26 protein-coding genes and 1 pseudogene are annotated in these 26,488 nt (G+C 36.8%); 22 read left to right on the top strand and 5 right to left on the bottom strand.

All coding sequences use genetic code 11. The features are described 5' to 3' along the window. A pseudogene (locus CYJ36_RS19990) lies at positions 1–131 on the top strand (transposase); the annotation flags it as partial. Positions 132–708: 577 nt separating this feature from the next. Here the strand turns inward: CYJ36_RS19990 and CYJ36_RS24160 are convergent. Further along, positions 709–909 carry a hypothetical protein gene (locus CYJ36_RS24160; protein ID WP_219621135.1) on the bottom strand — a complete coding sequence of 67 codons (201 nt, stop codon included), beginning with the start codon at positions 907–909 and terminating at the stop codon, positions 709–711. A gap of 368 nt (positions 910–1,277) precedes the next feature. Here CYJ36_RS24160 and CYJ36_RS19980 point away from each other — a divergent pair, with 368 nt between their 5' ends. The 10 genes from CYJ36_RS19980 (at position 1,278) to CYJ36_RS19930 (ending at position 12,383) form a co-directional block, all read left to right on the top strand. Then, the gene (locus CYJ36_RS19980; protein WP_101569009.1) at positions 1,278–2,306 is read left to right on the top strand and encodes a LacI family DNA-binding transcriptional regulator; all 1,029 of its coding nucleotides are present in this window, start codon (positions 1,278–1,280) and stop codon (positions 2,304–2,306) included. Between the two features lie 1,058 nt (positions 2,307–3,364). Beyond that, positions 3,365–4,180, top strand: a complete 816-nt coding sequence (locus tag CYJ36_RS19975; RefSeq protein ID WP_101569008.1) for a sugar phosphate isomerase/epimerase family protein — start codon at positions 3,365–3,367, stop codon at positions 4,178–4,180. Between the two features lie 81 nt (positions 4,181–4,261). Continuing rightward, positions 4,262–5,434: a Gfo/Idh/MocA family protein gene (locus tag CYJ36_RS19970; RefSeq protein ID WP_101569007.1), complete on the top strand. Its 1,173-nt coding sequence runs from the start codon at positions 4,262–4,264 to the stop codon at positions 5,432–5,434. A 93-nt stretch (positions 5,435–5,527) separates the two neighbouring features. Then, entirely contained in the window at positions 5,528–6,697 is a 1,170-nt protein-coding gene (locus CYJ36_RS19965) for a Gfo/Idh/MocA family protein (RefSeq protein ID WP_101569006.1), read from the top strand. A gap of 2 nt (positions 6,698–6,699) precedes the next feature. Beyond that, positions 6,700–7,671, top strand: coding sequence for a sugar phosphate isomerase/epimerase family protein (locus CYJ36_RS19960; protein WP_101569005.1), 972 nt, complete (start codon positions 6,700–6,702; stop codon positions 7,669–7,671). Between the two features lie 103 nt (positions 7,672–7,774). Then, the gene (locus CYJ36_RS19955) at positions 7,775–9,061 is read left to right on the top strand and encodes an MFS transporter (protein ID WP_101569004.1); all 1,287 of its coding nucleotides are present in this window, start codon (positions 7,775–7,777) and stop codon (positions 9,059–9,061) included. A gap of 187 nt (positions 9,062–9,248) precedes the next feature. Beyond that, a complete protein-coding gene (locus CYJ36_RS19950; RefSeq protein WP_101569003.1) occupies positions 9,249–9,542 on the top strand; it encodes a putative quinol monooxygenase in 294 nt (97 codons plus the stop codon). A gap of 1,001 nt (positions 9,543–10,543) precedes the next feature. Beyond that, a complete protein-coding gene (locus tag CYJ36_RS19940) occupies positions 10,544–11,323 on the top strand; it encodes a TerC family protein (RefSeq protein WP_101569002.1) in 780 nt (259 codons plus the stop codon). A gap of 297 nt (positions 11,324–11,620) precedes the next feature. Then, entirely contained in the window at positions 11,621–12,025 is a 405-nt protein-coding gene (locus CYJ36_RS19935; protein WP_308315376.1) for an enoyl-CoA hydratase/isomerase family protein, read from the top strand. Between the two features lie 22 nt (positions 12,026–12,047). Continuing rightward, a complete protein-coding gene (locus CYJ36_RS19930) occupies positions 12,048–12,383 on the top strand; it encodes an enoyl-CoA hydratase/isomerase family protein (protein WP_219621134.1) in 336 nt (111 codons plus the stop codon). Positions 12,384–12,789: 406 nt separating this feature from the next. Here CYJ36_RS19930 and CYJ36_RS19925 read toward each other — a convergent pair whose 3' ends face one another. Then, the gene (locus CYJ36_RS19925) at positions 12,790–13,008 is read right to left on the bottom strand and encodes a hypothetical protein (RefSeq protein WP_101568999.1); all 219 of its coding nucleotides are present in this window, start codon (positions 13,006–13,008) and stop codon (positions 12,790–12,792) included. Between the two features lie 240 nt (positions 13,009–13,248). Here CYJ36_RS19925 and fdhF point away from each other — a divergent pair, with 240 nt between their 5' ends. Genes fdhF through CYJ36_RS19910 form a run of 3 tightly spaced genes read left to right on the top strand, consistent with a single transcriptional unit; the run spans position 13,249 to position 16,929 of the window. Continuing rightward, positions 13,249–16,221 (top strand): formate dehydrogenase subunit alpha, encoded by a 2,973-nt coding sequence (gene fdhF, locus CYJ36_RS19920; RefSeq protein ID WP_101568998.1) that lies wholly within the window; start codon positions 13,249–13,251, stop codon positions 16,219–16,221. Next, the gene (locus tag CYJ36_RS19915) at positions 16,205–16,702 is read left to right on the top strand and encodes a DUF1641 domain-containing protein (RefSeq protein ID WP_180850496.1); all 498 of its coding nucleotides are present in this window, start codon (positions 16,205–16,207) and stop codon (positions 16,700–16,702) included. The genes fdhF and CYJ36_RS19915 overlap by 17 nt, the downstream gene beginning before the upstream one ends. Before the next feature lie 17 nt (positions 16,703–16,719). Then, positions 16,720–16,929, top strand: coding sequence for a heavy-metal-associated domain-containing protein (locus CYJ36_RS19910; protein ID WP_180850493.1), 210 nt, complete (start codon positions 16,720–16,722; stop codon positions 16,927–16,929). Between the two features lie 222 nt (positions 16,930–17,151). On the opposite strand, the gene CYJ36_RS19905 is transcribed toward CYJ36_RS19910, so the two are convergent. Beyond that, positions 17,152–18,234, bottom strand: coding sequence for a P-loop NTPase (locus CYJ36_RS19905; RefSeq protein WP_101568995.1), 1,083 nt, complete (start codon positions 18,232–18,234; stop codon positions 17,152–17,154). 974 nt (positions 18,235–19,208) lie between these two features. Between CYJ36_RS19905 and fdhD the strand changes: the two genes are divergently transcribed. The 3 genes from fdhD (at position 19,209) to moaC (ending at position 21,779) form a co-directional block, all read left to right on the top strand. After that, positions 19,209–20,012, top strand: a complete 804-nt coding sequence (fdhD, locus tag CYJ36_RS19900) for a formate dehydrogenase accessory sulfurtransferase FdhD (protein WP_101568994.1) — start codon at positions 19,209–19,211, stop codon at positions 20,010–20,012. Between the two features lie 49 nt (positions 20,013–20,061). Then, complete coding sequence (moaA, locus tag CYJ36_RS19895) at positions 20,062–21,078, top strand: GTP 3',8-cyclase MoaA (RefSeq protein ID WP_101568993.1); 1,017 nt, start codon at positions 20,062–20,064, stop codon at positions 21,076–21,078. 215 nt (positions 21,079–21,293) lie between these two features. Beyond that, positions 21,294–21,779 carry a cyclic pyranopterin monophosphate synthase MoaC gene (gene moaC / locus CYJ36_RS19890; protein WP_101568992.1) on the top strand — a complete coding sequence of 162 codons (486 nt, stop codon included), beginning with the start codon at positions 21,294–21,296 and terminating at the stop codon, positions 21,777–21,779. 84 nt (positions 21,780–21,863) lie between these two features. Here moaC and CYJ36_RS19885 read toward each other — a convergent pair whose 3' ends face one another. Continuing rightward, positions 21,864–22,442, bottom strand: a complete 579-nt coding sequence (locus tag CYJ36_RS19885; protein WP_101568991.1) for a molybdenum cofactor guanylyltransferase — start codon at positions 22,440–22,442, stop codon at positions 21,864–21,866. Further along, positions 22,439–22,612 (bottom strand): hypothetical protein, encoded by a 174-nt coding sequence (locus CYJ36_RS23890; RefSeq protein ID WP_180850491.1) that lies wholly within the window; start codon positions 22,610–22,612, stop codon positions 22,439–22,441. Before CYJ36_RS23890 ends, CYJ36_RS19885 begins: the two co-directional genes overlap by 4 nt. 222 nt (positions 22,613–22,834) lie before the next feature. On the opposite strand from CYJ36_RS23890, the gene CYJ36_RS19880 reads away from it, so the two are divergent. From CYJ36_RS19880 to moaD, 5 genes are read left to right on the top strand one after another with little or no spacing between them, the layout of a single operon-like run. Beyond that, entirely contained in the window at positions 22,835–23,851 is a 1,017-nt protein-coding gene (locus CYJ36_RS19880) for a molybdopterin-synthase adenylyltransferase MoeB (RefSeq protein WP_101568990.1), read from the top strand. Between the two features lie 22 nt (positions 23,852–23,873). After that, positions 23,874–25,166 (top strand): molybdopterin molybdotransferase MoeA, encoded by a 1,293-nt coding sequence (locus tag CYJ36_RS19875; protein WP_101568989.1) that lies wholly within the window; start codon positions 23,874–23,876, stop codon positions 25,164–25,166. Further along, the gene (gene mobB, locus CYJ36_RS19870; RefSeq protein WP_101568988.1) at positions 25,127–25,669 is read left to right on the top strand and encodes a molybdopterin-guanine dinucleotide biosynthesis protein B; all 543 of its coding nucleotides are present in this window, start codon (positions 25,127–25,129) and stop codon (positions 25,667–25,669) included. Before CYJ36_RS19875 ends, mobB begins: the two co-directional genes overlap by 40 nt. Then, positions 25,650–26,114, top strand: a complete 465-nt coding sequence (locus CYJ36_RS19865) for a molybdenum cofactor biosynthesis protein MoaE (protein WP_101568987.1) — start codon at positions 25,650–25,652, stop codon at positions 26,112–26,114. The genes mobB and CYJ36_RS19865 overlap by 20 nt, the downstream gene beginning before the upstream one ends. 3 nt (positions 26,115–26,117) lie before the next feature. Beyond that, on the top strand, positions 26,118–26,354 hold the full coding sequence (gene moaD, locus CYJ36_RS19860; protein ID WP_101568986.1) for a molybdopterin converting factor subunit 1: 237 nt from the start codon (positions 26,118–26,120) through the stop codon (positions 26,352–26,354). Positions 26,355–26,488: the final 134 nt, after the last annotated feature.

The following is a 26,488-nucleotide window of genomic DNA, read 5'->3' as shown; positions in this document are numbered from 1 at the left end:
ACCCGAGAGTGCATGAATCTGGAAGGTTTAAAGCTACTCAAAATAGGATCACGAAGCGAGGCTCAAGTAAATTAAGGCAATCGCTGTATAGTGCAGTTTTGTGCGGTTTAAGAAGATCTCGAAACCCAAAGCTCTGAAGAAGCTTACTTGAACAGGCAATCATCACTACTTTATGCGGTTTCCCCTCAGCTTTTTTCTTTTGGTAATATTCGATTTAGTATAACATGATTTTTTAAAGGAATTTCAAGAAAAACTTGACCTTTAATTAGCTGGTATTGCTGAACAATGAGCAGTCGCTACTGCTGTAGCCCAAGCTCCATTTGGAGGAATAAAAGAGAGCGGAATGGGCCGTGAAGGCTGATATCAAGGATTAGACGAGTATTTAGAAGAAAAGTATATTTCAATGGGCATTGAAGTATAATTAAACAGCTAAAATAGATTTTCTTGATAGCATTAAGCAGCCATTGAGCTGCTTTTTTGCTTTTCCACACTTGGCTACGAAATGTAAAAGCCGCTGAAATCAATATTACCGTTCGGAAAGTACGAAGGTCTCTTCAATCTGAAGCTTTAAAAGATAACTTAAGTAGTAAAAAAGAAGCCAAGGAGGAACTTTTCCTAGGATCTTTAGATTTGGTACGGCCGATAATGACCAATACGCGCTAACAAATATTCCTTAAAAGGTTTCTCTGTCTTTGAATAAGGCAGTGTTTACGGACTTAAAACATTCACTTTCACTTCATTCCATAATACCTGCTTGTTTAACATGCACATTTGTTCAACTTCAAATTTAAGCATTCCGTATTGCGTCTTGTACTTTTTAGTGCCCCTTTCATACTGGCGCAATTTTTCCCTAATCCCAAGAGGATCCACATTTAGTTCCTGAAATTCACTTTGTATATTAGAGTACACCACTAAAATATCTTTTAATAATTGGCTTTTTGTCTAGGGACTTGTACATCTTTGATGATCAAGATATAGGTTGTGAAGTTCTTTAAGAAAATTCACTCTTTCAAAGTTAGATATCATACCTCCCCCAAAAGAGAGTCTCTAGAAAAGAGGGACCAGATGCTCATCCAATCACTCAGTAAGATGGACGAGACTAAACAATTGATGTTAGCGACCAAAGACGAGGAAAAAGAAGAACAGCGTGGAAAACTGTTTCTACAACTAAACGAAATAGATAACAGTATTTAAAATTCTCTAAAGAGAGTTGAAATCCTGAATGTAATCGATTACAATTAACCCACAGATGAATCAAAGGAAAAGAGAGTCGACAAATGGTAAGAATTAAAGATGTGGCGAAAAAAGCAAATGTTTCCACTGCTACAGTATCGAGGGTATTAAGTAAGCCTGACACTGTAAAAGAAGAAACGATTAAAAAAGTATTAGAGGTAATTAAAGAATTAAATTATCAACCGAATGCATTAGCTCGGCAGCTAAGAAGGTTAGAAACAAAAACAATTCTAGTCGTTGTCCCGGATATTACGAACACCTTTTTTTCTAAAGTGCTCAGAGGAATCGAGTCTGTAGCAGTCGCAAGCGGATATCAGGTTTTACTTGTGGATGCGGCTAATGATGTCGAACGGGAAACTGGATATTTAAACATACTCCGCCAAAGAAAAGCGGATGGTTTGATCTTACTAACGGCGAGGATGAAAGCTGATATGGTAGTGACGATAGCTCGTGAATATCCTGTAGTTCTTGCTTGTGAATATATCGAGGGCTCAAACATTCCGAGCATTTCTATAGATAATGTTAGTGCTGCTCGAAAGGCAACAGTACATTTGATAAACTTAGATCATAAGAGAATAGGGTTTATATCCGGTCCTCTAAATGATGTGGTGGGGCAGGACCGTTTAAAAGGGTTTTATCAGGCAATGGCTCAGTACAATCTTATGGTTGAGCCAGTCTTAGTACAAGAAGGCAACTTTTCTTACGAATGCGGTTATAATATAATGATGAAATTTTTAGCCCTTAGTAATACCCCGACAGCCGTGTTTGCCGCTAACGATGAGATGGCATTTGGAGCAATAAAAGCTATAAAATCAAAGGGATTAAGTGTTCCTCACGATATTTCCGTGATGGGATTTGATGATATAAAATTTTCATCGATTATTGAACCAGCACTCACAACTATTGCACAGCCTGCTTTTGATATAGGGACCAAAGCAATGGAATTACTAATAAGATTAATGAATAAGGAAGCAATAGAAAAAAGTCAATATATACTAGAGGACCAGCTTATTATACGAGACTCATGCTCTAAATGTACTTTAAGAGAAGATAAATTACCCTTTAAATCGTAATAGATTACCTTTCGGAAAATCGGGTAAAATCCCCTCAAAAAGTAATCTGTTTCATCGATTCTTAGTGACTGTAACTTTATTCCTCGCAAATTTAAATATTTTGCGAGGAATGTAATTTCGGAATAGTTCTGGCGCAAAAGTTATTTGATAAAAAATATTTCGAGTTTCCTCTATATAGTTCCTGTACAAAAAATAGGGACCATTTGTTTAATAAATTGTCTTTCCATTAGTTCCAAGAGAAGACTCTTTAGTTCAAAATTTTATATGTTGATGAAATATAAACGCTCTATCTCTGCTATAAAGTATAGAAGTACATTACTCTATATTTATAAGAGTACATGCTCTTCCTGTAATTTATAAGTCAATTAATTATATAAATTTATTCATATAGACGACTAGTAAGATAGGAGTTAAACCGATGATTTTATAAGACTTAACAAAAAACGGATTAACACCTTCAATTATTATCAACACGGATCGATACAAATATCCAAGGGACAGCAAAAGGTTTTTTCCATTCGTTAATCAAGTATTAAAGCCATTCATTAATTGCTTTCTTTGGCTAGAAGTAAGAATAAATCTTAACTCATCTTATGAAAAATACTAAAAGAGTTGAAATTTTTAATGTAATCGATTACAATCGTATATGAAGGATAGGCAATCTGTTAAAAGAAAAAATAGTAATAAAATGTTAAGGTAGAATAAGCTAATATACTCCAAAATGTATTTATTATAGGGATTTAACTCTAGGTGTATTTTATGAGAAAGCTCCAAAATCATGTTGGACGTGTAATAGCTAACACATTAATTTAGATAAGAATTAGTTTTCTTTTTATGGTTTTATGTAATCGATTACATTAATTTCTATGATTCAAAGTATAACTTTAATAATAGAGGATAAATCTTATCCTAATTTGGCACTTTATGTAATCGATTACATTTGATTAGATGATTGGAACTTTATTATTTCTGTGTTCATTACAATTGTCAGGAAGAGTGTGATTCTACCTTTGGTACATCCTATTCTTATAAATATTATCAGAAGTGGAGGAGAAACAATGAAATTAGGATATCAAACAAATACCTGGGGTGGAGTAGTAGGACACCCTGCTGGAGTTACTTCGATAAAAGATCTTTATTACCTTGCGAACGGTTCAACGGAAGGAGCTTTAAAAGATATCTCGGAAGCTGGATATAAAGGGTTTGAATTATTTGATGGTAATTTAATGCAATATAAAGATAAAAAGGATGAATTTAAATCCTTACTTAATGAATATTCTTTAGAGTTTATTGGTGTTTACACCGGAGGGAACTTTATCTATCCGGACATTTTGGAAGAAGAATTAATAAAAATTGAGGATGTTTCGGCTCTTGCCTCTGAATTAGGTGCACGGCACTTGGTGATTGGCGGAGGGGCTGTCCGTGCCAACGGGATTTTAGAAAGCGATTACGCTGACTTGGCTAAGGCTCTTGATAAAGTGGCAGCGATCGCAGAAAAATACAATCTCATTCCAAGTTATCACCCTCACTTAGGAACAAATGTGGAAGCACCGGATCAGTTGGATAAGCTCATGCGTCTCACGACTATCAATCTATGTCCAGATACGGCACATATAGAAGCAGGCGGCGGCGACCCAGTAGAGGTGATAAGAAAATATGCAGATCGAATTAAATATATTCACTTGAAAGATTATCAAAATGGTGAATTTTTACCATTAGGTGAAGGGCATCAAAAATTCGAAGAAATGATTGCGTTATTAAATGAAAACAATTATGAAGATTGGATTACCGTGGAATTAGACAGTTATGCAGACCCAAAAAAAGGGGCAGAAATCAGTCATCAATTCTTATCAAATTATGAGAACACAAAATAAAGCTTAGATGTTTTGAAAAATATCCACAGTGTTGAAAAATATAAAAGAATACGAATGAATAATCAGAGGAGGATATTGAAAATGAAAAAACTTAACGTAGGTATGATTGGCGGAGGATTTATGGGGAAAGCGCATGCACTTGCGTATGCAGGAATGCCGATGTTCTTTTGGCCGGCACCAGCTATTCCACATCGCCACACAGTCGTGGATGTAACAGAAGAATTGGCAAAAGACGCAGCTGCTAAATTAGGATTCGATAACTATTCAACTGACTGGAGAGCTGTAGTCAACGATCCAGATATTGATATCATTGACATTGTTACTCCAAACAATACTCATGCTGAAATTGCGATTGCCGCAGCAAAAGCTGGCAAACATATTATTTCCGAGAAGCCGTTAGCATTGGGTGCAGAAGAAGCGAAGACAATGTTAGAGGCAGTACAAGCAGCGGGAGTTAAACATGCGGTGGCCTTCAATTACAGAAGAACTCCAGCAGTTGCCCTTGCGAAAAAGTATATTGAAGAAGGAAGAATCGGAAAAATCCTTAGCTTCCGCGGGACATATCTGCAAGATTGGTCTGCAGACCCAAATTCGCCTCTATCATGGCGTTTCCAGAAGAAAATTGCAGGTTCAGGTGCGTTGGGGGATATTGGAACACACGTAGTAGACTTTGCGCGATACCTTGTCGGGGAAATCACAGATGTGAATGCCATGACAAGAACTTGGATCCCGGAAAGACCACTTCAATCTGGCGGCGTGGACAAGTTAGGTACGGTTAAGAGTGATGCAGCAGACCTGCCAAAAGGCACAGTGGATGTAGATGATGAATTTATTACAATGGTTAAGTTCGAAAACGGTGCAATCGGAAGCATCGAAGCAACACGAAATGCGTGGGGCCGCAACAACTTCCTGACTTTTGAAATTCATGGTGAAAAAGGTTCTCTATACTTTAACTATGAACGCCGTGATGAGCTCCAAGTAAGCTTCTCTGACGATCCAAGTGATGCCAAAGGCTTTAGAACGGTATACACTGGGCCAGCAACACCATATGGAGAAAACCTATGGCCGATTCCTGCATTAGGTATTGGTTACGGAGAAACAAAAATCATTGAAACCCATGACTTTTTTAAAGCCATTGTAGAAGATACACAAGCTTCGCCAAACTTCAATGACGGTTACCAAATCGAACTTATTGCTGACGCGATCCTAGAATCTGCTGAAAAAGGTACATGGGTTAACCTTAAGGATCAATAATTGACTTGTAAGTAAGAACTTGATAGAGGCTTTAGAAATCTCCGGAGCCTCTATCAATAAACAAAATGCAGCATATTGTGGAGGAAAACATAGATGGAAAAAGTAAAAGTTGGAGTCATCGGAACAGGTTTTATCGGGCCTACTCACATTGAAGCCATAAGAAGGCTTGGATTTGTGGAAGTGGTTGGGCTGGCAGAAACAAGTCAAGAGGCGGCCGAAATTAAGGCTGCTGATCTTGGAATTCCAAAAGCATATGGCGATTATCGTGAAATGCTGCGCAACAGCGACATTCAAGTGATCCATAATTGTACGCCAAACCATCTGCATTTTGAGATAAATAAAGAGATCATTCTAGCAGGCAAGCATGTTTTATCTGAAAAGCCATTAGCAATGTCAAGCAAAGAATCAGCGGAGCTGTTAGCGCTTGCGAAAAAACAAAACGTCGTACATGGCGTAAACTTTAACTATCGACAATTTCCAAGTGTGAAAAACTTGGCATCAATGGTTAAGAATGAACAATTAGGAAAAATAAATTTAGTTCATGGAAGTTATCTGCAGGACTGGCTACTGTATGAAACTGATTTCAACTGGCGTTTAGCTCCGGAGGTGGGTGGGAAATCCCGCGCGGTAGCGGATATTGGATCTCACTGGTGTGATACCGTTCAATATGTGACAGGAAAAAAAATTGTCGAAGTATTCGCTGATTTGGCCACTGTCATACCTGTCAGGAAAAAATCTATATCGAATGCAGCTACTTTTGGTGCACAAAAAGATCAGGAAGAAGTGTATGAAAATGTTTCAATTAACACAGAAGATTATGCCTCTGTTCTTGTAAGATTTAATGATGGAGCTAAAGGGGTATTTACTGTTTCTCAAGTAAGCGCCGGTCGGAAAAACAAGCTCAGCTTTGAAATTGACGGAAGCAAAAGCTCAGCCTTCTGGAATCAAGAAGAGCCAGAGAAATTATGGATCGGACATAGGGACAAGCCTAATGAACTCCTATTGGCAGACCCGGCACTGTTCACAGGGGAAGCAAAGGAAGCGATCCATCACCCGGGAGGCCACAATGAAGGCTGGCCGGATGCCTTGAAAAATGGGATGTTAAATTTCTACTCATTCATTAAAGAAGGCAAGGACCCGCTACGTGATCAACCTAACTTTGCAACATTTGAAGATGGCCATTTATCTATGTGCATTACGGATGCTATTTTAAAAAGCAATGAGCAACAAACATGGGTGAAAGTCGAGACAGGGGAGGTTTAATTATGAAACTAGGCGTATTTACGGTTCTATATCAAAACCTTCCTTTCGAAGAAATGCTGGATAAATTGGTTGGAATGGGTGTAGAGGCTGTGGAACTGGGAACAGGCAATTATCCAGGCAACACCCACTGCAATCCTGATGAACTATTGGAAAGCCCGGAAAAATTGAAAGCGTTCAAACAAGCCATTGACAGCAGGGGTTTGACCATCAGTGGATTAAGTAACCATGGCAACCCGCTTCATCCAGATAAGAAAATTGCGAGGGAATCTCATGATGTGTGGAAAAAAACGGTCCTGTTAGCGGAACGTTTAGAGGTGCCGGTCATTAATGGATTTTCAGGGTGTCCAGGTGACCATCCTCAAGCGAGGTTCCCAAACTGGGTTACTTGCTCCTGGCCTCCGGAATACTCAGAGATTCTGAATTGGCAGTGGGACAATGTTGTTATCCCATATTGGAAAGAAGAAGCGAAATTTGCGGAATCACACGGAATCAATCAAATTGCGTTTGAAATGCATCCGGGTTTTGTTGTGTATAATCCTGAAACGCTTTTGAAATTGAGAGAACATGCAGGAACTTCCATTGGAGCAAATTTTGATCCCAGCCATCTTATTTGGCAGGGGATCAACCCTGTAGAAGCTATTAAAAAACTTGGTCGGGAAGAGGCGATTTTCCATTTTCATGCAAAAGATACGTATTTAGATCAAGTTAATATTAGTGTAAATGGTGTGTTGGATACCAAACATTATAGTGACATTTTAGACCGTTCTTGGACATTCAGATCGGTAGGGTATGGACAGAATGAAAAAGCATGGAAAGACATGATAAGTGTGCTCCGTGCGGTTGGTTATGACTATGTGATTTCTATAGAACATGAAGATATGTTAGCTTCCGTTGATGAAGGATTAGGCAAGGCCATCTCTTTATTAAAAGGAGCGCTTTTCAAAGAGAAATTATCGGAAATGTGGTGGGCATGATCTTTTGTGGATTGGAGGGCTGTCCTTCCTACCCTCGATTGCAGCCGGGAATACCTGTTTGATACCATGACAAGAAAAATAAATGATTCCCGAGGTGAATAAAATGAATGCGACTTTAGAACAACAACGTAATAAAGCCGGCCTTCCGGCAAATATGATCTGGGGCTTTGTTGCAATGCTTGTTTTTATGGCCGGTGATGGACTCGAACATGCGTGGCTGTCTCCTTATTTGATTGAACGGGGATTGACCGTTCAACAGGCAGCAACTCTTTTTACGGCATATGGAGCAGTATTGGCCATCTCGGCTTACTTTTCAGGGGTCCTTACGGAAATATGGGGACCGAGAAAGGTTATGCTTATCGGGCTGATCACATGGCTTATTGGCCAAGTGCTTTTCATAGAATTGGGTTTAAAGCAGGATAATTATGCTGCGATGTTACCGACCTATGCGCTACGCGGAATCGGCTATCCTTTCTTTTGTTATTCGTTTTTAGTTTGGGTCACATATCGCAGCCCGCAGCGTATTATGGCTACAGCAGTCGGCCTGTTCTGGGCTGCATGGAGTGGCGGACTTTATGTGGTAGGAAGTTATTTCCCAGCTTTCATGACTGATCGGATTGGCTATATGGGACTCTTGTGGAGTGCGGTTATCTGGGTACTGGTAGGCGGAATTGTTGGACTTTTAGTTGTCGGCAATGACAAAGTTAGCGAGAACACAGGTGACGCAAAGGATAAACTTAAAAGTTTATTGAGCGGATTTACGATCTGCATTGAAAAGCCAAAAGTGGCAATTGGCGGACTGGTCCGTATCATCAATTCAGTCGGTGTAGGAGCCCTTCCTATCTTTTTTCCGCTTTATTTGGCTTCCGAGTATAAGTATACTACTGGAGAATGGCTGACCATTTGGGGAACCTTTTGGTTTGCGAACATCATATTTAATCTGATCATTCCATACATCAGTGACAGATGGTTGGGCTGGCGCAAGACAATCATGTGGCTTGGCAGTGTCGGCTGTGGTGTAATGACATTGGTATTATTTTATACACCACAAGTTGTTGGACATAATTTCTGGGTAATGACATTAGTGGCAATCATCTTTGGAATTGTTCTTTGTGGATTCGTCCCGCTTTCAGCCCTGGTAACTGCTTTAGCACCTGATCAAAAAGGCTCTGCAATGGCAATCGTAAGCTTTGGGGCCGGTATGTCTTACTTCATCGCTCCGGCCATTGTTGGTTTGTTCATCAATAGCATTGGTGCTGAAGGGGTTATATGGATATTCGCAATCTTATACTTTATCGGTGCTGTTTTAATGAAATTTATGAAGTTACCGGAAGAAGAAAAACAAAAGGATAGCAGTAATCTTTATGAGGTGGAACCAAGTGTACATTAGGACATTGTAACAATTATTCAATAAAAGGAACGCACTCACGATTTGTTGAATCACAAAATTAATCTCAAAGCAGATGTAAAACGAAATGAATGTGCTTTAAACTAAATGGCAAACATTGGATGGTACTATGATTATTGACATTTCCCTGGTACCATTCAAAAGGCATAATTAAAAGGGGCAATCATCTATGATTATTATCCATGCTTTTTTAAAAGTTAACTCTGAACAACGTGAAGCATTCCTTGAACTTGCTAAAGATGTAGTTGTTCATTCTCAAGCTGAAGAGGGAAACATCAGCTATCAACATTATGAAGATACAGTTCAAAGCAATACGTTTGTCTTTTTAGAGGAGTGGAGGGATCAAGTTGCTACAGAATTCCACAGTGGAACTACACACTACAAGAAGTTTATAGAGGGTATAAGGCCCATCTTACTTGAACCAGCACATGTGAAGAGATACACAGCAACTGAACAACTTTAAGAGCTTGATTTCTGCACAAAGCTAACGGTACGGCAACAGTTCGTTCTTTTTCATGTGAAAGACACTATTAATCAAATAAAAAACCTTCTTTTCCTGATATACAATGTTGTTAATGATGCAATATGTCAGGTCATAGAAGGTTTATTTATATGCCAAGTATTCATGAAATGGCTTAATTTAGAATTAAGAATTACTTAAAATAAGAGAATATTGAGTACATTTATACTCCAAAAGAAGAGGAAATAAGATGGGTCTTTTAAACAGCTAGTGGATCAGTCGACGGATAGGCAATCTATAAAGGGCAAAAAACTTTTTTGAGTAGGACTCCTCACAACATCTAAAAACTTTTTGTGCTTCATCCTTTGACCGATTTGAATATGCTCATAAGGGTCAGATTCCTGGAGTGAAAAAAGCAAGTTGGTAAATAACTTTCTATATAATATTAGATAGTAAATTGAAACAAAAAGGTAAAAAACATGAGTTAAAAAGAACTTCTCGATATCTGGATGGTTCTTTTGACGATTAATTCTGAATTCCAATAATAGCGAAGAATGTATAATATCGATTAATTTTCAAAATGATGTGTAAACAATGTTGTTTTTAACTTTTTAATTTAACACGGGTTTTAAGATCGAAAAAGTAATAGATGATGTATGTTTACCTGAACATCCCTCTAATAATCCTTCAAAATGGTACTCGACTCAAAAAGCCGCATTAGTTCCAGCGACGTTTATAATAAAAGCAACTAAAAGAAAATATAAATAAAGTAATCAACAATAAGGGGCTAATCTGAATTAAGATAAGCTTTTTTTATGAAATGAAATAATAAACATATGAGTAGCCTTATATATATTCAAGAGGTGAACTTTCAAATAGAGGATGAGAAATACCTATAAAAATCATTAAACTATATTCTATAGGATTACCTATGGCTTAATGGGAAATTATAATGTTAGCGGAACTTTAAAATGACATTTTAGTTTTAGAAAGGGGAGAAATGGATGGAGTCACTATGGCTAGAGTATGCTTGGACATTGTTAATTCTAATCGGTTTAGAAGGATTGTTATCAGCTGACAATGCTCTTGTACTTGCTGTTATTGCCAAGCATTTACCCGAAAATGAGAAAAGAAAAGCTATAAATTATGGAATTATTATGTCCGCTGTTTTTCGATTTGTTGCTCTTTTTGCCATTTCTTTTATCGCAAACGTCTGGCAGATACAGGCGATAGGAGCAGCTTATCTTCTTTACTTAGGCTTAAAGCATATTATTCAGGCGCGTTTCGGGAAAAAGAATGAGAATATTCATAAGGACGATGAAAAGGAAGCCGCTGGAAAAGGTTTCTGGCCGACAGTAGGGAAGATTGCCCTAACTGACCTCGCTTTTGCAGTTGATTCGATACTAGCTGCGGTTGCTCTTGCCCTTGGTCTTCCAGATTCACCGCTCGACGATTTCGGCGGTATGGATGGAGGGCAGTTTATTGTTGTTGTTCTCGGTGGTATTGCTGGCCTTATCTTGATTAAGTTTGCAGCAGCCTGGTTTGTTCAACTTCTTGTAAAACGTCCAGCATTGGAAACAACAGCATATGCCATTGTTGCATGGGTCGGTGTCAAACTTGCTGTCATTACCCTTGCCCATGAGGATATTGGGGTCTTAGATCATGATTTTCCCCACAGTCCAGCTTGGACTCTGATTTTCTATGGAGTATTAGTTGGTATTGCTCTAATTGGCTGGTTTGCACCAGAAAAAAAGTCATTACAGATAGATACAAAAAGGGAATAAAGAAAAAAGAGGACAGTGAGTGTAATAGATTCTAACCTTCCTCTCTCAGCTGTAGAATCAATTTGTAATTTGTATCATTATGTAAATGAAATAAGTGGATTAGAAAATTGGTGTTAATTATGTTCAGATCATATTTTCTAATTATGCCATTTTCTTTGCTAATTGGATCGGTGATTTGGTATACCTTTAATAATACTCCGGAAAAAATGAAGATTCTCTTGTTGTTTTAGGAATTTATTCTCTTGATGTGTTTTTACATATCCTGATTTGCAAAAAATCTAATAGAATAAAAAGCATATATTTGCTTATTCAACAATCGGGGGAATTGTAATGGGGGGCGGGGTTGGCATTTCCATTGGCTGCAAGTATAGGATTGTGACGGAAAAGACCAAATGGTCAATGCCAGAGATGAATATTGGATTTTCCCCTGATGTCGGAGCCAGCTATTTCTTTAATAGAATGCCTGGCCACATCGGCCGCTATCTAGCCCTAACGGCTAGCATCATTAAAGCTGCGGATGTTCTATATATCAGAGCAGCCGACCGGTTCATGCCCAGTGACCGATGGAATGACCTTAAGAGAGCGTTGGATGAAATGAAGTGGACGAAGGAGATCGTCGCAGAACAATTGAATCAGCTGTTAAATGATTTTACCTCCTCATTTATGCCCGGCTCATTGTTAGCCGATGCAGGAGAAAATTGACCTGCACTTCGCTTTTAACACGGTGGAGGCGATCATAAATTCTTTAAGCCAGGCAGCAGAAGAGGGAGATTCATGGGCGTCTGAAACAGTTAAAACGGTGTTAACTAAATCTCCTACTTCATTAAAGGTGGCCTTAAAGCAACTTCAAGAGGGAGCTGGAAAATCTTTAGAAGATTGCTTACGCATGGAGTTGTCCTTATGCTTAAATATATTGAATACCCACGATTTCTATGAAGGGGTACGGGCAGTTGTAGTAGATAAAGACCGAGATCCTAAGTGGAATCCTTCGGTGATTGTAGAATTGGATGAGGAATATGTCGCCTCGTTTTTCCAATATCAGTGGAAGGGCAGCCCTTAATATCTTAAGTACTATTACTATTTTGAAGTATATAAAAGAAGCCATATAGTATTAATGGAAAAAGGGTAATTTAAGAAAGAGTTTATGCAGCACCATATCTCCTTTTGGATGGGAACAATTTTCTTGGTGAATATAGCTTCGCTTTTAGCAAGACGACAAATACAACATAACCATTGAAATCATTAACCATGTAATAAAAAGCCGATCTTCCTTAGAGCAGGAAAATCGGCTTTTTTCATGTCCAATATTGTTTAGCGTATGTTTTCCACTTTTTTACTAGCGGTAACACTAATAATCCTTATGTAGTTCGTTCGATAAGTTATAGCAGGAATGAATAGGCTTTAAAAACTTTACTTGGATTTAAGGTATTTTATTTCGGGGAAAATTAGAAAATCCATTCTTCCTTTTAAGGTAATAAGTATATCTCATAGAAAGGTGAATTAGTTAACTTTGACTTATTTAATCGGCCCTCATTGACTAATTCATCCAAAGTCTTCTCAACGTCTTCAAGCTTTTCATTAAATAAATCTGCAATCTTTACAGTAGAGATAGCAGTGTACTTTGGTATTTTAGATGAGGAAATAATCATAGCATGTACACGTTGATATAATTTTTCTTTTTCCACTCTTTTTCAACCTTCTTCCCAATAAATTAAGAACTATTCCTTATAAGAATAACCTGTTACTGGTTGTCGTATGCTCTCTTACTATACAAATAATTTCATTACTAATATTCATATATAGGATGCAGGAGGGAATAAGCATAGCTGTATTTATTGGAAACTTATTGGAAATCATAAGTGCTATATAAATACTCAAGTCGGTGAAAAACAACCCAATATATTGTAAAATTAAGGAGGTAAAGTATGAATGAATCTTCATTTTCGATTCAAATGAATGGTAAAGAATACATAGCTCACCCTGGGCAAACAATTTTAGAAGCCGCTCAGGCAAATGAATCGTATATCCCAAGTATTTGTTTTCATCCAGACCTTGGAACAATCCAAACTTGTGATACTTGTTTTGTCAATGCGGGAGGTAAAATGGTTCGTGCCTGTTCCACTAAAGCAGAACCTGGGATGAAAGTAGATACTCTCTCCCAAACTGTGAAAGATGCACAATATGAGGCTATGTCACGGATTTTAAAAAACCACGAACTGTATTGCACAGTCTGTGACAATAATAATGGGAATTGTGTCGTTCATAATACAGCCGAATATCTGGAAATTGAACACCAAAAATATAAATTTGAAGCTAAGCCATACCCACAAGATAATTCACACCCCTTTTACCGATATGAGCCCGATCAATGTATTTTATGTGGAAGATGTGTTGAGGCTTGTCAAGATTTACAAGTGAACGAAACATTGACAATTGACTGGAACCGAGATAAACCTCGCGTAATTTGGGACAATGATGTACCTATTGATGAATCATCTTGTGTTTCGTGCGGCCATTGTGTAACAGTTTGTCCATGTAATGCATTGATGGAGAAATCCATGCTAGGTGAAGCAGGTTATTTAACGGCTATCCCTCCTAGTATGTTAGAACCAATGGTTGATTTGTTTAAGGAAGTAGAACCAGGCTACAAAGAGATTTTTGCTATTTCCGAAATGGAAGCAGCAATGAGAAAGGCTCGAATCAAACGCACGAAGACGGTATGTACATATTGCGGGGTTGGATGCAGCTTTGAAGTATGGACAAAAGATCGTCATATATTAAAAATTGAGCCTCAAGAACATGCTCCGGTTAATGGTATTTCTACATGTGTAAAAGGAAAATGGGGCTGGGATTATGTTAATAGCGAAGAGCGCTTAACTAAGCCTCTAATTCGTAAGGGAGATGAATTTGTAGAAGCAAGTTGGGAAGAGGCCTATGCATTAATTGTTTCAAAGCTAACAGATATTAAAGAAAAATATGGTCCTGATTCCATGGGATTCATTGCCTCATCCAAATGTTCAAATGAAGAAAATTTCTTAATCCAAAAATTCGCCCGTGCAGTCATCGGAACAAACAATATAGACAATTGCTCAAGATATTGTCAATCACCTGCCACAGCAGGACTCTTGCGTACAGTTGGAATCGGTGGGGATTCTGGAACCATAAAAGACATCGAGAAATCGGGGTTGGTTATTGTAGTTGGTGCCAACCCTGCTGAAGGGCATCCTGTTCTTGCAACTCGTATTAAACGGGCTCATAAGCTTCATGGGCAGAAACTGATCGTTGCCGATATAAGGAAGCATGAATTAGCAGAGCGTGCTAACTTGCTTATTCATCCTAAACCTAGTACAGATCTTATCTGGTTATCGGCTGTGACAAAATATATTATCGATCAAGGATGGCAAGACAATGAATTCCTGAAGAAACATGTAAATGGCGTTGATGAGTATATTAAAACGTTAGATAAGTACACAATGGACTATGCTTCTAAGATGACTGGATTGACAAAGGATGAACTAATTGAAGTAGCAACGATGATTCATGAAGCAGATGGTACATGTATTCTATGGGCCATGGGAGTTACTCAACATAAGGGAGCAACAGATACAAGTACAGCTATCTCAAATTTACTTCTCATCACAGGAAACTATGCACGAGAAGGAGTGGGAGCCTACCCGCTTAGAGGACATAATAACGTTCAAGGTGCTTGTGATTTTGGTACGGTGCCTATTTGGTTACCAGGATATCAACCTGTTCAAGATGAACAAGCTAGAAAACGATTTGAAAAGGCATGGGGTGTTACTTTGCCTAAAGGTCCTGGATATGATAATCATCAAATGCTTGAAGGAATTAAGGAAGGCAAATTAAAGGCAATGTACTTATTTGGAGAAGAGATGGCATTTGTGGATTCGAATACAAACTTTGTGGATTCTGAGCTTGCAAGTTTAGATTTCTTTGTGGTACAAGATGTGTTTTTCAGTAAAACAGCACAATTTGCTGATGTTGTTTTGCCAGCCGCCCCTAGTCTCGAAAAAGATGGTACTTTCGTGAACACTGAGCGCCGAATTCAAAGATTTTATAAAGTGTTCGATCCACTAGGTGAGTCAAAACCAGATTGGCTTATCTTCAAAGAACTTGCAAATCATTTTGGAGCGAATTGGACTTACGAGCATCCAAGTGAAGTTATGGATGAGGCAGCAAGCCTTTGCAGCATTTTAGCGGGTGTAAGTTATGAAAGGCTCGAAGGATTTAACAGCCAAATTTGGCCAGTTGCTAAAGATGGTACTGACACTCCAGTTCTTTTCCTAGACGGATTCGGTTTTCCAGATGGGAAAGCAAGACTCTTTCCTGTTGAATGGACTCCACCTTTTGAAGCAGGAGAGGAATTTGATTTGCATTTAAATAATGGTCGACTGTTGGAACATTTCCATGAAGGAAACATGACTTACAGATCTCCAGGACTTACACACAAGGTTCCACATCCTTGGCTGGAAGTTTCATTGGAACTAGCGAAGGAAAGAGGTCTTCAAGATGGCAGCTTAGTACGTTTAACGTCTCCATATGGACAAGTTAAAGTAAGAACGATTGTCACAGATCGTGTAAAAGGAAAGGAATTGTACTTGCCAATGAATACACGAGAAGACGATGAAGCTGTTAACCATCTGACAAGTAGTTATCATGACTTGGTTACTCATACGCCGGCTTATAAAGAAATGGGCGTTAAAATGGAAGTGTTAGAAAAAACAGGAGAATCACCGTTACCAAAGGTAAATTATCGATTTGGAAACCGAATGCCGCAAATCAGTGTAAGAGTGGAAGAAAAGTGGAAACGGAATGACTTTACTCAAATTCCGGAATTACTCGAAAAAGGTGGAGACGAATTTGGCGAAAGCAATTAAGCAAATTAAAAAAGAGATTCCTACTCCTGAACAGGAACAAGCACAAGCAATCACAGATATTGTTGCAGCCCTTGCCAATAACCGGGAAGCCATCATGTCAACAATTAGCATTTTAAAACAACTCCAAGATATAGGTGTCTTTAATGCTCTAAACGGGTTGCTTGAAAAACGTGTTGATGTAGGGGTTATTGCAATAAAGCAGATCAATCAGCCCAGCATGCACAATACGATCAAATCTGGAATAAACGTTATGAATTTCCTTGGCCAATTGAATCCTGATCAACTACAAATCATGCTGAACGGAGTTAGTCGGGGCCTTGAGAAATTTGGAGAAAATGTTGAGAAAAACGAAAGAGTGAGTTTATGGAAGCTCGGAAACAGTGTTCGGAATGAAAATGTAAGAACGGCACTTGGTACGATGTTAGGGTTATTAGAGGGAATGGGAGAAGTGTTTCAGCGGGATAAAAAAGAGCTACATTAAAAAGGGGAATGTGCAAATTGGAAAAAGGAAGTATTAAGATAGAGGGAATAAAAAATGAACAAGATGCTAATAAAATCCTTCAGGCGCTGCATGCAGTGTGGGGAATCAGTGATGCAGAAGTAAGTTTAGTAAACAAAACAGCTATGTTTACTTATGATGAGAAAGCTGCCTCACGTGTAGACTTTCTTCAGGCTGTTAAAGATACTGGATATCACATTAATGATTAGTTTTTTGCAGAAAGAAATATAAGAATAAGGGGCCAATATGATGAGAGTATGTGAAGTTTGTGGTTCTGAAGAAGATGTGATACGAGAGGGTAATGAAGTTACTAGAACAAGAATGCTCCACCTATGTGATAACTGTAGAACCGATCGTCAGATTACAAATTTTGAGAATGAGGAATTACAGTAACAAAAGTAAAAGGGTAACATAAAAAGGGGAAAACCCTTTTATGTTACCCTTAAATTTTTTTGTGAAATTGTTTCTCCTCTATAGACTATGTCTTCAGCTAAAGATGTAAACAGTTCTCCTGTAAGGGAATCTTCATCATATATAGTTGAACCTTTGTTTTCTTCACGTTTAGCAAAAGGGATTCTTGCGATCACTTCGGATTGCAGCTGTTCGGCTAGCATATCACCGCCGCCTTTCCCAAAAAGGTAATTCCTTGAACCGTCTTGTTCTTCATAATAAGCCATATTTTCGACAATCCCTAAAATTTCGTGTTTGGTATGTTTTGCCATGGCACCTGCTCGTGAAGCAACAAAAGATGCGACATTATGAGGAGTAGTGATAATGATTTCCTTTGCTTGAGGAATCATCGCAGCTACATCTATGGCTACATCTCCTGTACCAGGAGGTAAATCAAGAAGCAGATAATCCAGTTCACCCCAATGCGTGTTTGCTAGAAAGTTTTGAATCCATTTGTTGAGCATCGGCCCTCGCCACATGACTGGATTGTTATTATCTGTGAAAAATCCCATTGACATGATTTTAACGCCATGACTAATGATCGGGATTACTGTCTTGTCAATCATAGTTGGCTTTTGTATAACTCCCATCATTGCAGGAATACTAAAACCGTATATATCTGCATCTAAAATCCCGACTTTTTTTCCCAATCGGGTCAAAGCTATGGCTAGATTAACGGTAACGGTGGATTTTCCCACACCACCTTTTCCACTTGTCACAGTAATAAATTGTACACCTGAATCAGGTAATAACATGGCAGGCATACCTGTTTTTGTTGTAGAGTTATTCTTCAGCTTTTTTGTCAATGCAGCACGCTCTTCTGCTGTCATAGAGCCAAAGGTTAACGAAACAGTAGAAGCCCCTATATTACGAAGAGAATTTTCGACATCTTCTTTTATTTTTGCTTTTAATGGACAACCTTGGATCGTCAAAACAACTTCGAGTTGAATAGTGGTGCCATCAACTCGAATATTTCGTACCATGTTTAAATCTACGATGCTTTTATGAAGCTCGGGATCTTCAACATGTTTTAGAGCGTTCAAAATTTTTTCATGTGTCAACATACATTTCAGTCCTTTTATCTTATAAACTTATATATTTTATAGTCTCATTTATATTATGGTCAATAATCATCAAAAAAAGACCAACTGTTCTACGTAACAAAGTATTTGAACATTGTATGATTTTTTCAACTTCCACGCCATAAGGCTCTTCGAATCTGCGGATCCTACATCATCGATAACGCCCTAAATCCTGGAAGTGATGTTGATAATCATTACAATTTAACATAAATTAGATCCATTGTTATGTCAACAATCTGTAATTTCCTAAAGAAATAAACATCTTGGAAAATTACACGAGAATCAAATCCTGTATAAATTATTTATAATAAGGATAACCATGGTAACTGTTTATTTGCTATTGAGGTTAAACATTAAAAGTATTATAATAAAAGCATAAAAAAACATTGATGTTAGGTAATTGCAAATTGCCTTAATATCCTGTTTTTATATTTACTAAATTAATGAGATGGATTGCTGGTAGATAAAACTGCTTAGTAATTAGCCCATCATAAAATAAAACTGTGTATAGTATATACGCATTTTATTTTGTGGTGGGCTTTTTGATTTTAAAAAAGGAGAATTATAATGCTGAGAATAGTTAGAGTTATAAAATAAGTATCCCAGATAGACCAATTCCTTAAATTTATCACTTACCAAACAGCATCATATATGGTATCTGAATAGCATTTCAGACTAAAACAGTACTCAAACTGGACAGGCTATATCTATAAAATACAAATTATTAGAGCACTTAATTGATTTATCAAATTAGATGTCATTGAGTGTGTGCGGAGCTTTAATGATTATAAAAAGTTCTTGAAATATCCGCCTGCTTATTAGCTCACTTTTTCAATTTTGTCTCTTGATTCAAGGCAATCCCTATATATAAAAGAAAGATAGTAGGAACTAATTCAGACAAGAAGAAGTATAGAATTCATCAATAAAAATATGATTTAAATAGGGTGGATTACCTTATGAAACCAATAGTAGGAAAAAGAAGAATTCTTAAATTCTCATACGGACACATAAAAGATGCTGAGGACATAATTGTTACCGAGTTTCCTGTTACAGTAAAAATTAATGAACAAGAATTTGTTACGATGGTTTGTACACCAGAATACATTGAAGATATGGTTATCGGTTACTTAGCATCCGAAGGAATTATGCGGAAATATGAAGATATCAAAGAAATATGGGTTCAAGAAAAAGAAGGGTACGTATTTGTAAAAATAGATAATATGAATCCTTTTTATCGAAATATTCAGAATAAGCGTTATATTACATCGTGCTGTGGAATGAGCAGGCAAGGGTTTGTCTTCGTTAATGATGCATTAACAGCTAAAAAAATGAATGAAATCCGAGTCAAAATCTCTCCGGATGACTGTCTGCGTTTAATGAATCATTTACAGAATTCATCCTCTATTTTCCGGGACACTGGGGGAGTTCATAATGCTGCTCTATGCGATGTAAATGGTTTTATGCTAAGTCGGATGGATATAGGAAGACATAATGCTTTGGATAAAATATACGGATATTGTTTGAAAAATAACATCTCAATTGGTAATAAAATCATTGTTTTTAGCGGTCGAATATCTTCAGAAATTTTATTGAAAATAGCAAAAATTGGTTGTGAGATCGTTCTATCGAAATCTGCTCCTACTGAATTAGCATTAAATTTAGCAGAAGATCTAGGGATTACAACAGTAGGTTTTATTCGAAATCACTCTTTCAATATTTACACACATCCTGAAAGGATTCAAAAAAACAGGAAGACATAATATGAATTTAATAGCAGTTGGTTTTCTGCCATAGAAAGGAGAGGGAATTATGGAAAAAGGTATCTTAGATAAATTACAACGCCCCTTGAGAGATCTTCGTTTATCAGTGACCGATCGTTGTAATTTTCGCTGTCGATATTGCATGCCGGAAGAAATATTTGGTCCTGATTATCCTTTTTTATCTTCCGATAAAATTCTTTCTTTTGATGAAATGGAACGATTAACCCGTATATTTGTTTCCTTAGGTGTCAAAAAGATACGTATTACAGGAGGAGAACCTCTATTACGCAAGGATCTTCCTGAATTAATACATCGTTTGAAGTCAATTAGTAAATCGGAAGATATTGCTATTACAACGAATGGATCACTTCTTAAAAAATTCGCCCCTGATTTGTTTAATGCTGGGTTAAGACGGGTGACAATTAGTCTAGATTCTTTAGATGATCAGCGTTTCAATCAATTAAATGGAAATAAAAGCAAAGTATCGAGAGTTTTAGATGGCATTCAGGCAGCTTCTGATGCAGGACTGAAAGTTAAAGTGAACATGGTTGTTCAAAAAGGGAAAAACGATCAAGATATCATTCCTATGGCGAAATATTTTAAAGAAAATAAACATACTCTTCGCTTTATTGAGTATATGGATGTAGGAAATTCTAATGGCTGGAGAATGACAGAAGTAATGACTAAACAAGAGATTTTAGATCAAATTGGAACAATTATGCCTCTTGAGCAAATTGAGCCAAATTATGTAGGGGAGGTAGCAACTAGATACCGTTATATAGGGAGTGATCAAGAAATAGGAATCATTTCATCTGTTACCGACTCTTTTTGTTCAACCTGCTCAAGAGTTCGAGTTTCTGCTGAAGGGAAATTATATACATGTTTATTTGCATCAAAAGGGTATGATCTGCGTCATTTGCTTCGCTCAGGCGAATCAGATGATGCGATAATCAACAAAATCACTGATATTTGGAATCATCGCAGTGACCGCTATTCTGATGAAAGAGCAATTGGTGATCATTCAATAAACCGATCAAAAGTAGAAATGTCTCATATTGGAGGTTAAAATTAACAAATTTATAAAGAAGAGCAACTATATTTTTTATTTGCTTTGATAAAGTAATAATTCTAAAAAAGAGACTACCTTTTAAAGAATATTTATATCCTTTAAAAGGTAGTCCTATTTTCTAGTCTCTATATTAAGTTAAGAGCATTTCTTTACACGGACCTTTTTACGCAGCGATCTGATTCAATTATCCCGGGTGAACAAAGGAGACAGCTATGAGTAATTTCTCACATTGGAATGAAGAAGGAAGATCTAAGATGGTCGATATTTCTCAAAAAAATAGTAAGACACGGACTGCTATTGCTCAAAGTACGATTGTTTTGTCTAATAAACTATTCGAAGCAATACAAAATGGATTCATAAAAAAAGGGGATCCCCTTCAAGTAGCACAGATTGCTGGAATTATGGCTGCTAAAAAAACAGCGGATGTCATTCCAATGTGCCATCCAATCGTTTTGCAAGGAAGTGATTTTACATTTAATTATCAAAAACGCGACAATGAGTACGATTTGATTATACAAGCTACAATTAAGTGCAGTGGTCAAACTGGAGTTGAGATGGAAGCTTTAACTGCCGTATCAATTGCTGCTCTTACTTTTTATGATATGTGTAAAGCTGTTGATAAAACAATGGTCATTAAAGATACTTTTTTAGTACAAAAAACAGGTGGAAAAAGCGGAGATTTTTTCAATAAAATGTAATCATTTTCTTTTAATAATCGTTTCCGCCATGCAGGTTTGTTAAATACATTCATTAAGTTCATATGTTGAACCACAATCTTTTCTTTATTCAATGTCAATCCATTCTTCTGGATTATTAATGTTTATAAATATCTTATCTTTGGAAGAGAAAGGAACGGTTAGTACTGATATTTCATCTAGTAATAAACGAACTTTTCGTTTATTCTTTCCAAGCAGTTGTTCCATTTTAACAAGACTTCTTCGATGATAAAGAGCTAAAAGCGGATGTATAGTACCTAATTGATCCGGAACAATGGCATCATATTGACTATTTTCAGTTAAGCGAATCATTTTCTCTACAAAAGCAGATGTAATAAAAGGAATATCGCATGATAACACAAAAAACCATTCGACATTAGAGATTTTTGAAAATGTATTATACATTGCAAATAAAGGACCTTGATAAGCTTCTGTTTCTTTTTCAACAACAAAGTCCACATCATCTTCCCTAAAATAGGGAATTAAACTTTCATTTGTGGAAATTACAATTGGAAAGAGTGAACATTCCTTTAATGCATCTACACTATATTGATAAAAATATTTGTTCTTATATATTTCAAACATTTTTGGCTTTCCGTAACGTGATGATTTTCCGCCAGCTAAAATAATGCCTGCAATTTTCATTGTCTATTTAATTCCTCTACAATGTGATTTTTATGTAGGATATGATTCTGCTTTTTTAAAAGGTTTTGAATTTCTTTTCCGCTTTTATCATCGTGCAGTGTTCGTGTATCACTAACAGTCAGTACTGCAGTACCAGCTGTTGTGGGTTGATTTGAATGATGGTAATGCATGATTCTTTAGTACACTCCTTAATAAATAGGAAGATTATTAAATAAGTGTTTCTTTTTACATCGTTATAAGACTCTTCCTTTTCATAAACATAATACCCTTGGATTATTATCTTACATCTAATACATGGGGAATATCAAAGATTAACAATTTTATAATATGTATATATAGCTGATGTATTAGAACTAAAAGAAATAATTTTTGAAAGAAAGGGAGAGAGATCGTTGACTGATCGTTATTCTCGGCAACAGCTGTTCAAACAAATAGGTTTTAAAGGGCAAGAAAAAATCAGACATAAGCATGTGCTAATCGTAGGAGTTGGTGCATTAGGGAGTGCTTGTGCTGAAGCTTTTGTAAGAGCAGGTATTGGAAAGTTAACTATTATTGATCGAGATTATGTTGAATGGAGCAATTTGCAGCGCCAACAGCTGTATACCGAAAAAGATGCGAATGATAAAATTCCAAAAGCGATTGCTGCCGAAAAGCGTTTGAAACAAATTAATTCAGAAGTTGAAATTGAAGCACTTGTGATGGATGCAAGACCTGAAAATTTGGAAAATTTATTAAGTAATGTTGATATCATTATCGATGGTACAGATAATTTTGATATTCGATTTATTATAAATGATCTTTCACATAAGTATAACATTCCATGGGTTTATGGTTCATGTGCAGGAAGTTATGGAGCCACTTATACAGTTATTCCAGGAAGAACACCCTGTTTGAATTGTATCCTGAAAAGAGTGCCTATCGGAGGTGCAACATGCGATACAGCAGGAATAATTAGCCCGGCTGTTCAAATTGTTGCTGCTTATCAAGTAACAGAAGCATTTAAAATTCTTGTAGAGGATTTTTCAACAGTAAGGAATACCTTTTTGACATTTGATGTATGGAGTAACCAGTATCATTCATTTAATTTAGACAAAATAAAAACCGAAAGTTGCCCATCTTGTGGAACCGTCAGAACATATCCAAATTTATCTTATGATAATCAGACAAAGACAGAAGTATTATGTGGACGAAATACAGTACAAATTAGACCTGCCAAAATGGTCGAGTATAGTTTTGACCAAGTGGAGAAATTACTAAAAGCTTACGGTACAGTAACTAAAAATAAGTATCTATTATCTTGTCAGCTTCAGGACTATCGGATGGTTATATTTAAAGATGGACGTGTTTTTATTCATGGAACCAACAACATCCAGCTTGCTAAAAATCTTTATTATCGTCTATTAGGCTAATAAATGGAGTGAGGATTAGATTATGGTATCAAAACGATTTCCTGTATCTGTTGAAGAATGTGTCTTAAAAGTAATGGAATATGCCAAAAATGGTATGAAGGAATTAATCCAACTTGAATTAGCCCATGGCCGTTTCTTAGCGGAAGACTTAATAGCTGACCACAATATTCCTTGGTTTAACCGTTCTCCATATGATGGGTTTGCTGTTAGAGCAGAAGATACGAAAAAAGCTAGTTCTGATCATCCAATTTCATTAAAAGTAGTAGGAGAAATAGGTGCAGGTATGGTCTTTAATGGACAAGCCGGGGCTTTTGAAGCTGTTAGAATTATGACCGGTGCCGGGATTCCTGAAGGATGTAACGCGGTTATCATGCTTGAATTAGTGAAAGAGTATACAAAAAGCAATCAAAAGTTTATTGAAATCAAGCGTTCTCTTAACAAAGGTCATAACATCTCCTTTGAAGGTGAAGATGCAAAAAAAGGAACAATATTAGTAAAAAAAGGGACGTTTATCAATCCAGGTATTATAGCGCTTTTAGCTACATTCGGATACAGTAAGGTACCTGTTGTCAAAAAGCCTGTTGTGGGAGTTTTAGCTACTGGAAGTGAGCTTCTTGAAGTGAGTGATTCACTGACACCAGGGAAAATTCGAAATAGCAATTCGTACATGATTATGGCTCAAATTGAAAGAGCTGGAGGAAACGTTAAATACCTCGGAAAACTAAGCGATGAATTTGATAGCTGTTTTGCTGCTGTAAAAAATGCTTTAACCAAAGTAGATATACTTGTAACAACAGGCGGTGTGTCAGTAGGAGACTATGATTATTTACCAGCTATCTATGACAAGCTGGGAGCATCTGTTCTTTTTAATAAAGTAGCGATGAGACCAGGGAGTGTAACAACAGTAGCTCATTTGAATGGGAAACTCTTATTTGGATTATCAGGAAATCCGTCTGCTTGTTACGTTGGATGTGAATTATTTGTTCGTCCTGTAATCCGTATGTATTTATTCAATGACAAACCACATCTCAAAAGAGAAATCGCATATTTAGGAAAAGACTTTGTAAAACCCAATCCATTTACCCGATTTATAAGAGGAACTCTTTCATACAATAAGGGCAAGTTAATCGTTTCTCCTTCAGGTTTTAATAAATCCGGTGCCGTTTCCTCTTTAGCTAGTGCAAATGCATTTATTGTTCTTCCTGGAGGCTCAAGAGGATATAAAAAAGGAATGGTTGTTGATGTTTTGCTATTAGAAGACGTGCAAGGAAGTGAATGGCCTTGGGAAAACATTGTTCCATCCTACAGATCGTAGGGTTTCAAAATAGCGGCAAAACAACCCTAATGGAAAAATTAATATCTAGGGCCGAACAAGACGGATTAAATGCTGCATCAATTAAGCATCACGGACACGGAGGGTTTCCAAACATTGATTCCTCTTCTAAAGACAGCATACGCCATTATAAAAGTGGTGCTATTGTGTCTAGTGTAGAAGGAGGCGGCGTCTTCCAATTATCTGCTAAAGCTGACAATTGGAGCCTTAAAGAAATTATTAAATTATATACCTTTTTCCCCCTGAATGTCATTTTCATAGAAGGATATAAAAAAGAGAGTTATCCAAAAGTGGTTTTAATTCGAAATGAAAAGGATCTTTCACTGCTCTATTTATTAACAAACGTTCAGTGTGTGATTAGTCATATTGAATTGGATAAAGAACTACTTAAAAATCATCAAGTTTTTCATTTAAATCAAGAAAAGCTATATATAGATTTTTTAATGGAAGAAGTGGTGAAAAAAGATGGAAAAAAATTTATTTAATATTGTACATGACACTATATCTGTAGAAGAAGTAAAAAATCAAGTTTCCAGAAGAGAAGCTGGCGCCATTACACTCTTTGTTGGAACTGTGAGGGAATTTACAAAAGGGAAGAGAACGTTATCTCTTGAGTATCAAGCATACGAATCAATGGCAGTAAAAATGCTGAGTCAAATAGGCAAAGAAATTAAGGGGAGGTGGCCGGATACATGTGTTGCTATAACACATAGAATAGGTAAGTTAGAAATAAGTGATATTGCTATTGTTATCGCGGTCTCCTCACCACATCGTAAAACGGCATACAAAGCAAATGAATATGCCATTGAACGAATCAAACAGATAGTGCCTATTTGGAAAAAAGAATTTTGGGAAGACGGAACGAGGTGGATTGGAGATCAATTAGAGACCACTGAATATCCAGAAGGGAAACCAGGCAAGGAGGACTGAGAAATGATTACGGTTTTATTTTTTGCAGGAATACGCGAGGAAATTGGATTAGATAAATTAAAAATAGTCGAAATAGAAAATATAACGATTCACCAACTAAAACAATATCTTCAAAATAAATACTCTCTTTCATCTCTTAACCAAGTTATGACAGCTATTAACGAAAGCTTTGTAACAGATGATGAAATAATAAAAGATCAAGATACGATTGCTTTTATCCCTCCAGTAAGTGGAGGATAAGGAGACAGTACTTTTTTTATAATAGATTAGCTAAGAAATATTACAAATCTTAGGACATTGTTGGCGAGATTCATATATTAGGGTACAGAAAAATTTGTTATTGAGGATAAACGTATTAAATATTATAATAAATA

This window comes from Bacillus sp. UMB0893, from assembly GCF_002858905.1.
Classification (GTDB): domain Bacteria; phylum Bacillota; class Bacilli; order Bacillales; family Bacillaceae; genus Bacillus_P.
Note: the sequence above shows the minus strand (reverse complement) of the source record. Positions and strands in the feature narration are given on the sequence as shown.

Excerpts from the sequence above, each read along its gene's own strand:
- CYJ36_RS19980 (WP_101569009.1), top strand. The coding sequence starts at position 1,278 with ATGGTAAGAATTAAAGATGTGGCGAAAAAAGCAAATGTTTCCACTGCT.
- CYJ36_RS19975 (WP_101569008.1), top strand. The coding sequence starts at position 3,365 with ATGAAATTAGGATATCAAACAAATACCTGGGGTGGAGTAGTAGGACAC.
- CYJ36_RS19970 (WP_101569007.1), top strand. The coding sequence starts at position 4,262 with ATGAAAAAACTTAACGTAGGTATGATTGGCGGAGGATTTATGGGGAAA.
- CYJ36_RS19965 (WP_101569006.1), top strand. The coding sequence starts at position 5,528 with ATGGAAAAAGTAAAAGTTGGAGTCATCGGAACAGGTTTTATCGGGCCT.
- CYJ36_RS19960 (WP_101569005.1), top strand. The coding sequence starts at position 6,700 with ATGAAACTAGGCGTATTTACGGTTCTATATCAAAACCTTCCTTTCGAA.
- CYJ36_RS19955 (WP_101569004.1), top strand. The coding sequence starts at position 7,775 with ATGAATGCGACTTTAGAACAACAACGTAATAAAGCCGGCCTTCCGGCA.
- CYJ36_RS19950 (WP_101569003.1), top strand. The coding sequence starts at position 9,249 with ATGATTATTATCCATGCTTTTTTAAAAGTTAACTCTGAACAACGTGAA.
- CYJ36_RS19940 (WP_101569002.1), top strand. The coding sequence starts at position 10,544 with ATGGAGTCACTATGGCTAGAGTATGCTTGGACATTGTTAATTCTAATC.
- fdhF (WP_101568998.1), top strand. The coding sequence starts at position 13,249 with ATGAATGAATCTTCATTTTCGATTCAAATGAATGGTAAAGAATACATA.
- CYJ36_RS19905 (WP_101568995.1), bottom strand. The coding sequence starts at position 18,234 with ATGTTGACACATGAAAAAATTTTGAACGCTCTAAAACATGTTGAAGAT.
- fdhD (WP_101568994.1), top strand. The coding sequence starts at position 19,209 with ATGAAACCAATAGTAGGAAAAAGAAGAATTCTTAAATTCTCATACGGA.
- moaA (WP_101568993.1), top strand. The coding sequence starts at position 20,062 with ATGGAAAAAGGTATCTTAGATAAATTACAACGCCCCTTGAGAGATCTT.
- moaC (WP_101568992.1), top strand. The coding sequence starts at position 21,294 with ATGAGTAATTTCTCACATTGGAATGAAGAAGGAAGATCTAAGATGGTC.
- CYJ36_RS19885 (WP_101568991.1), bottom strand. The coding sequence starts at position 22,442 with ATGAAAATTGCAGGCATTATTTTAGCTGGCGGAAAATCATCACGTTAC.
- CYJ36_RS23890 (WP_180850491.1), bottom strand. The coding sequence starts at position 22,612 with ATGCATTACCATCATTCAAATCAACCCACAACAGCTGGTACTGCAGTA.
- CYJ36_RS19875 (WP_101568989.1), top strand. The coding sequence starts at position 23,874 with ATGGTATCAAAACGATTTCCTGTATCTGTTGAAGAATGTGTCTTAAAA.
- mobB (WP_101568988.1), top strand. The coding sequence starts at position 25,127 with ATGGCCTTGGGAAAACATTGTTCCATCCTACAGATCGTAGGGTTTCAA.
- CYJ36_RS19865 (WP_101568987.1), top strand. The coding sequence starts at position 25,650 with ATGGAAAAAAATTTATTTAATATTGTACATGACACTATATCTGTAGAA.
- moaD (WP_101568986.1), top strand. The coding sequence starts at position 26,118 with ATGATTACGGTTTTATTTTTTGCAGGAATACGCGAGGAAATTGGATTA.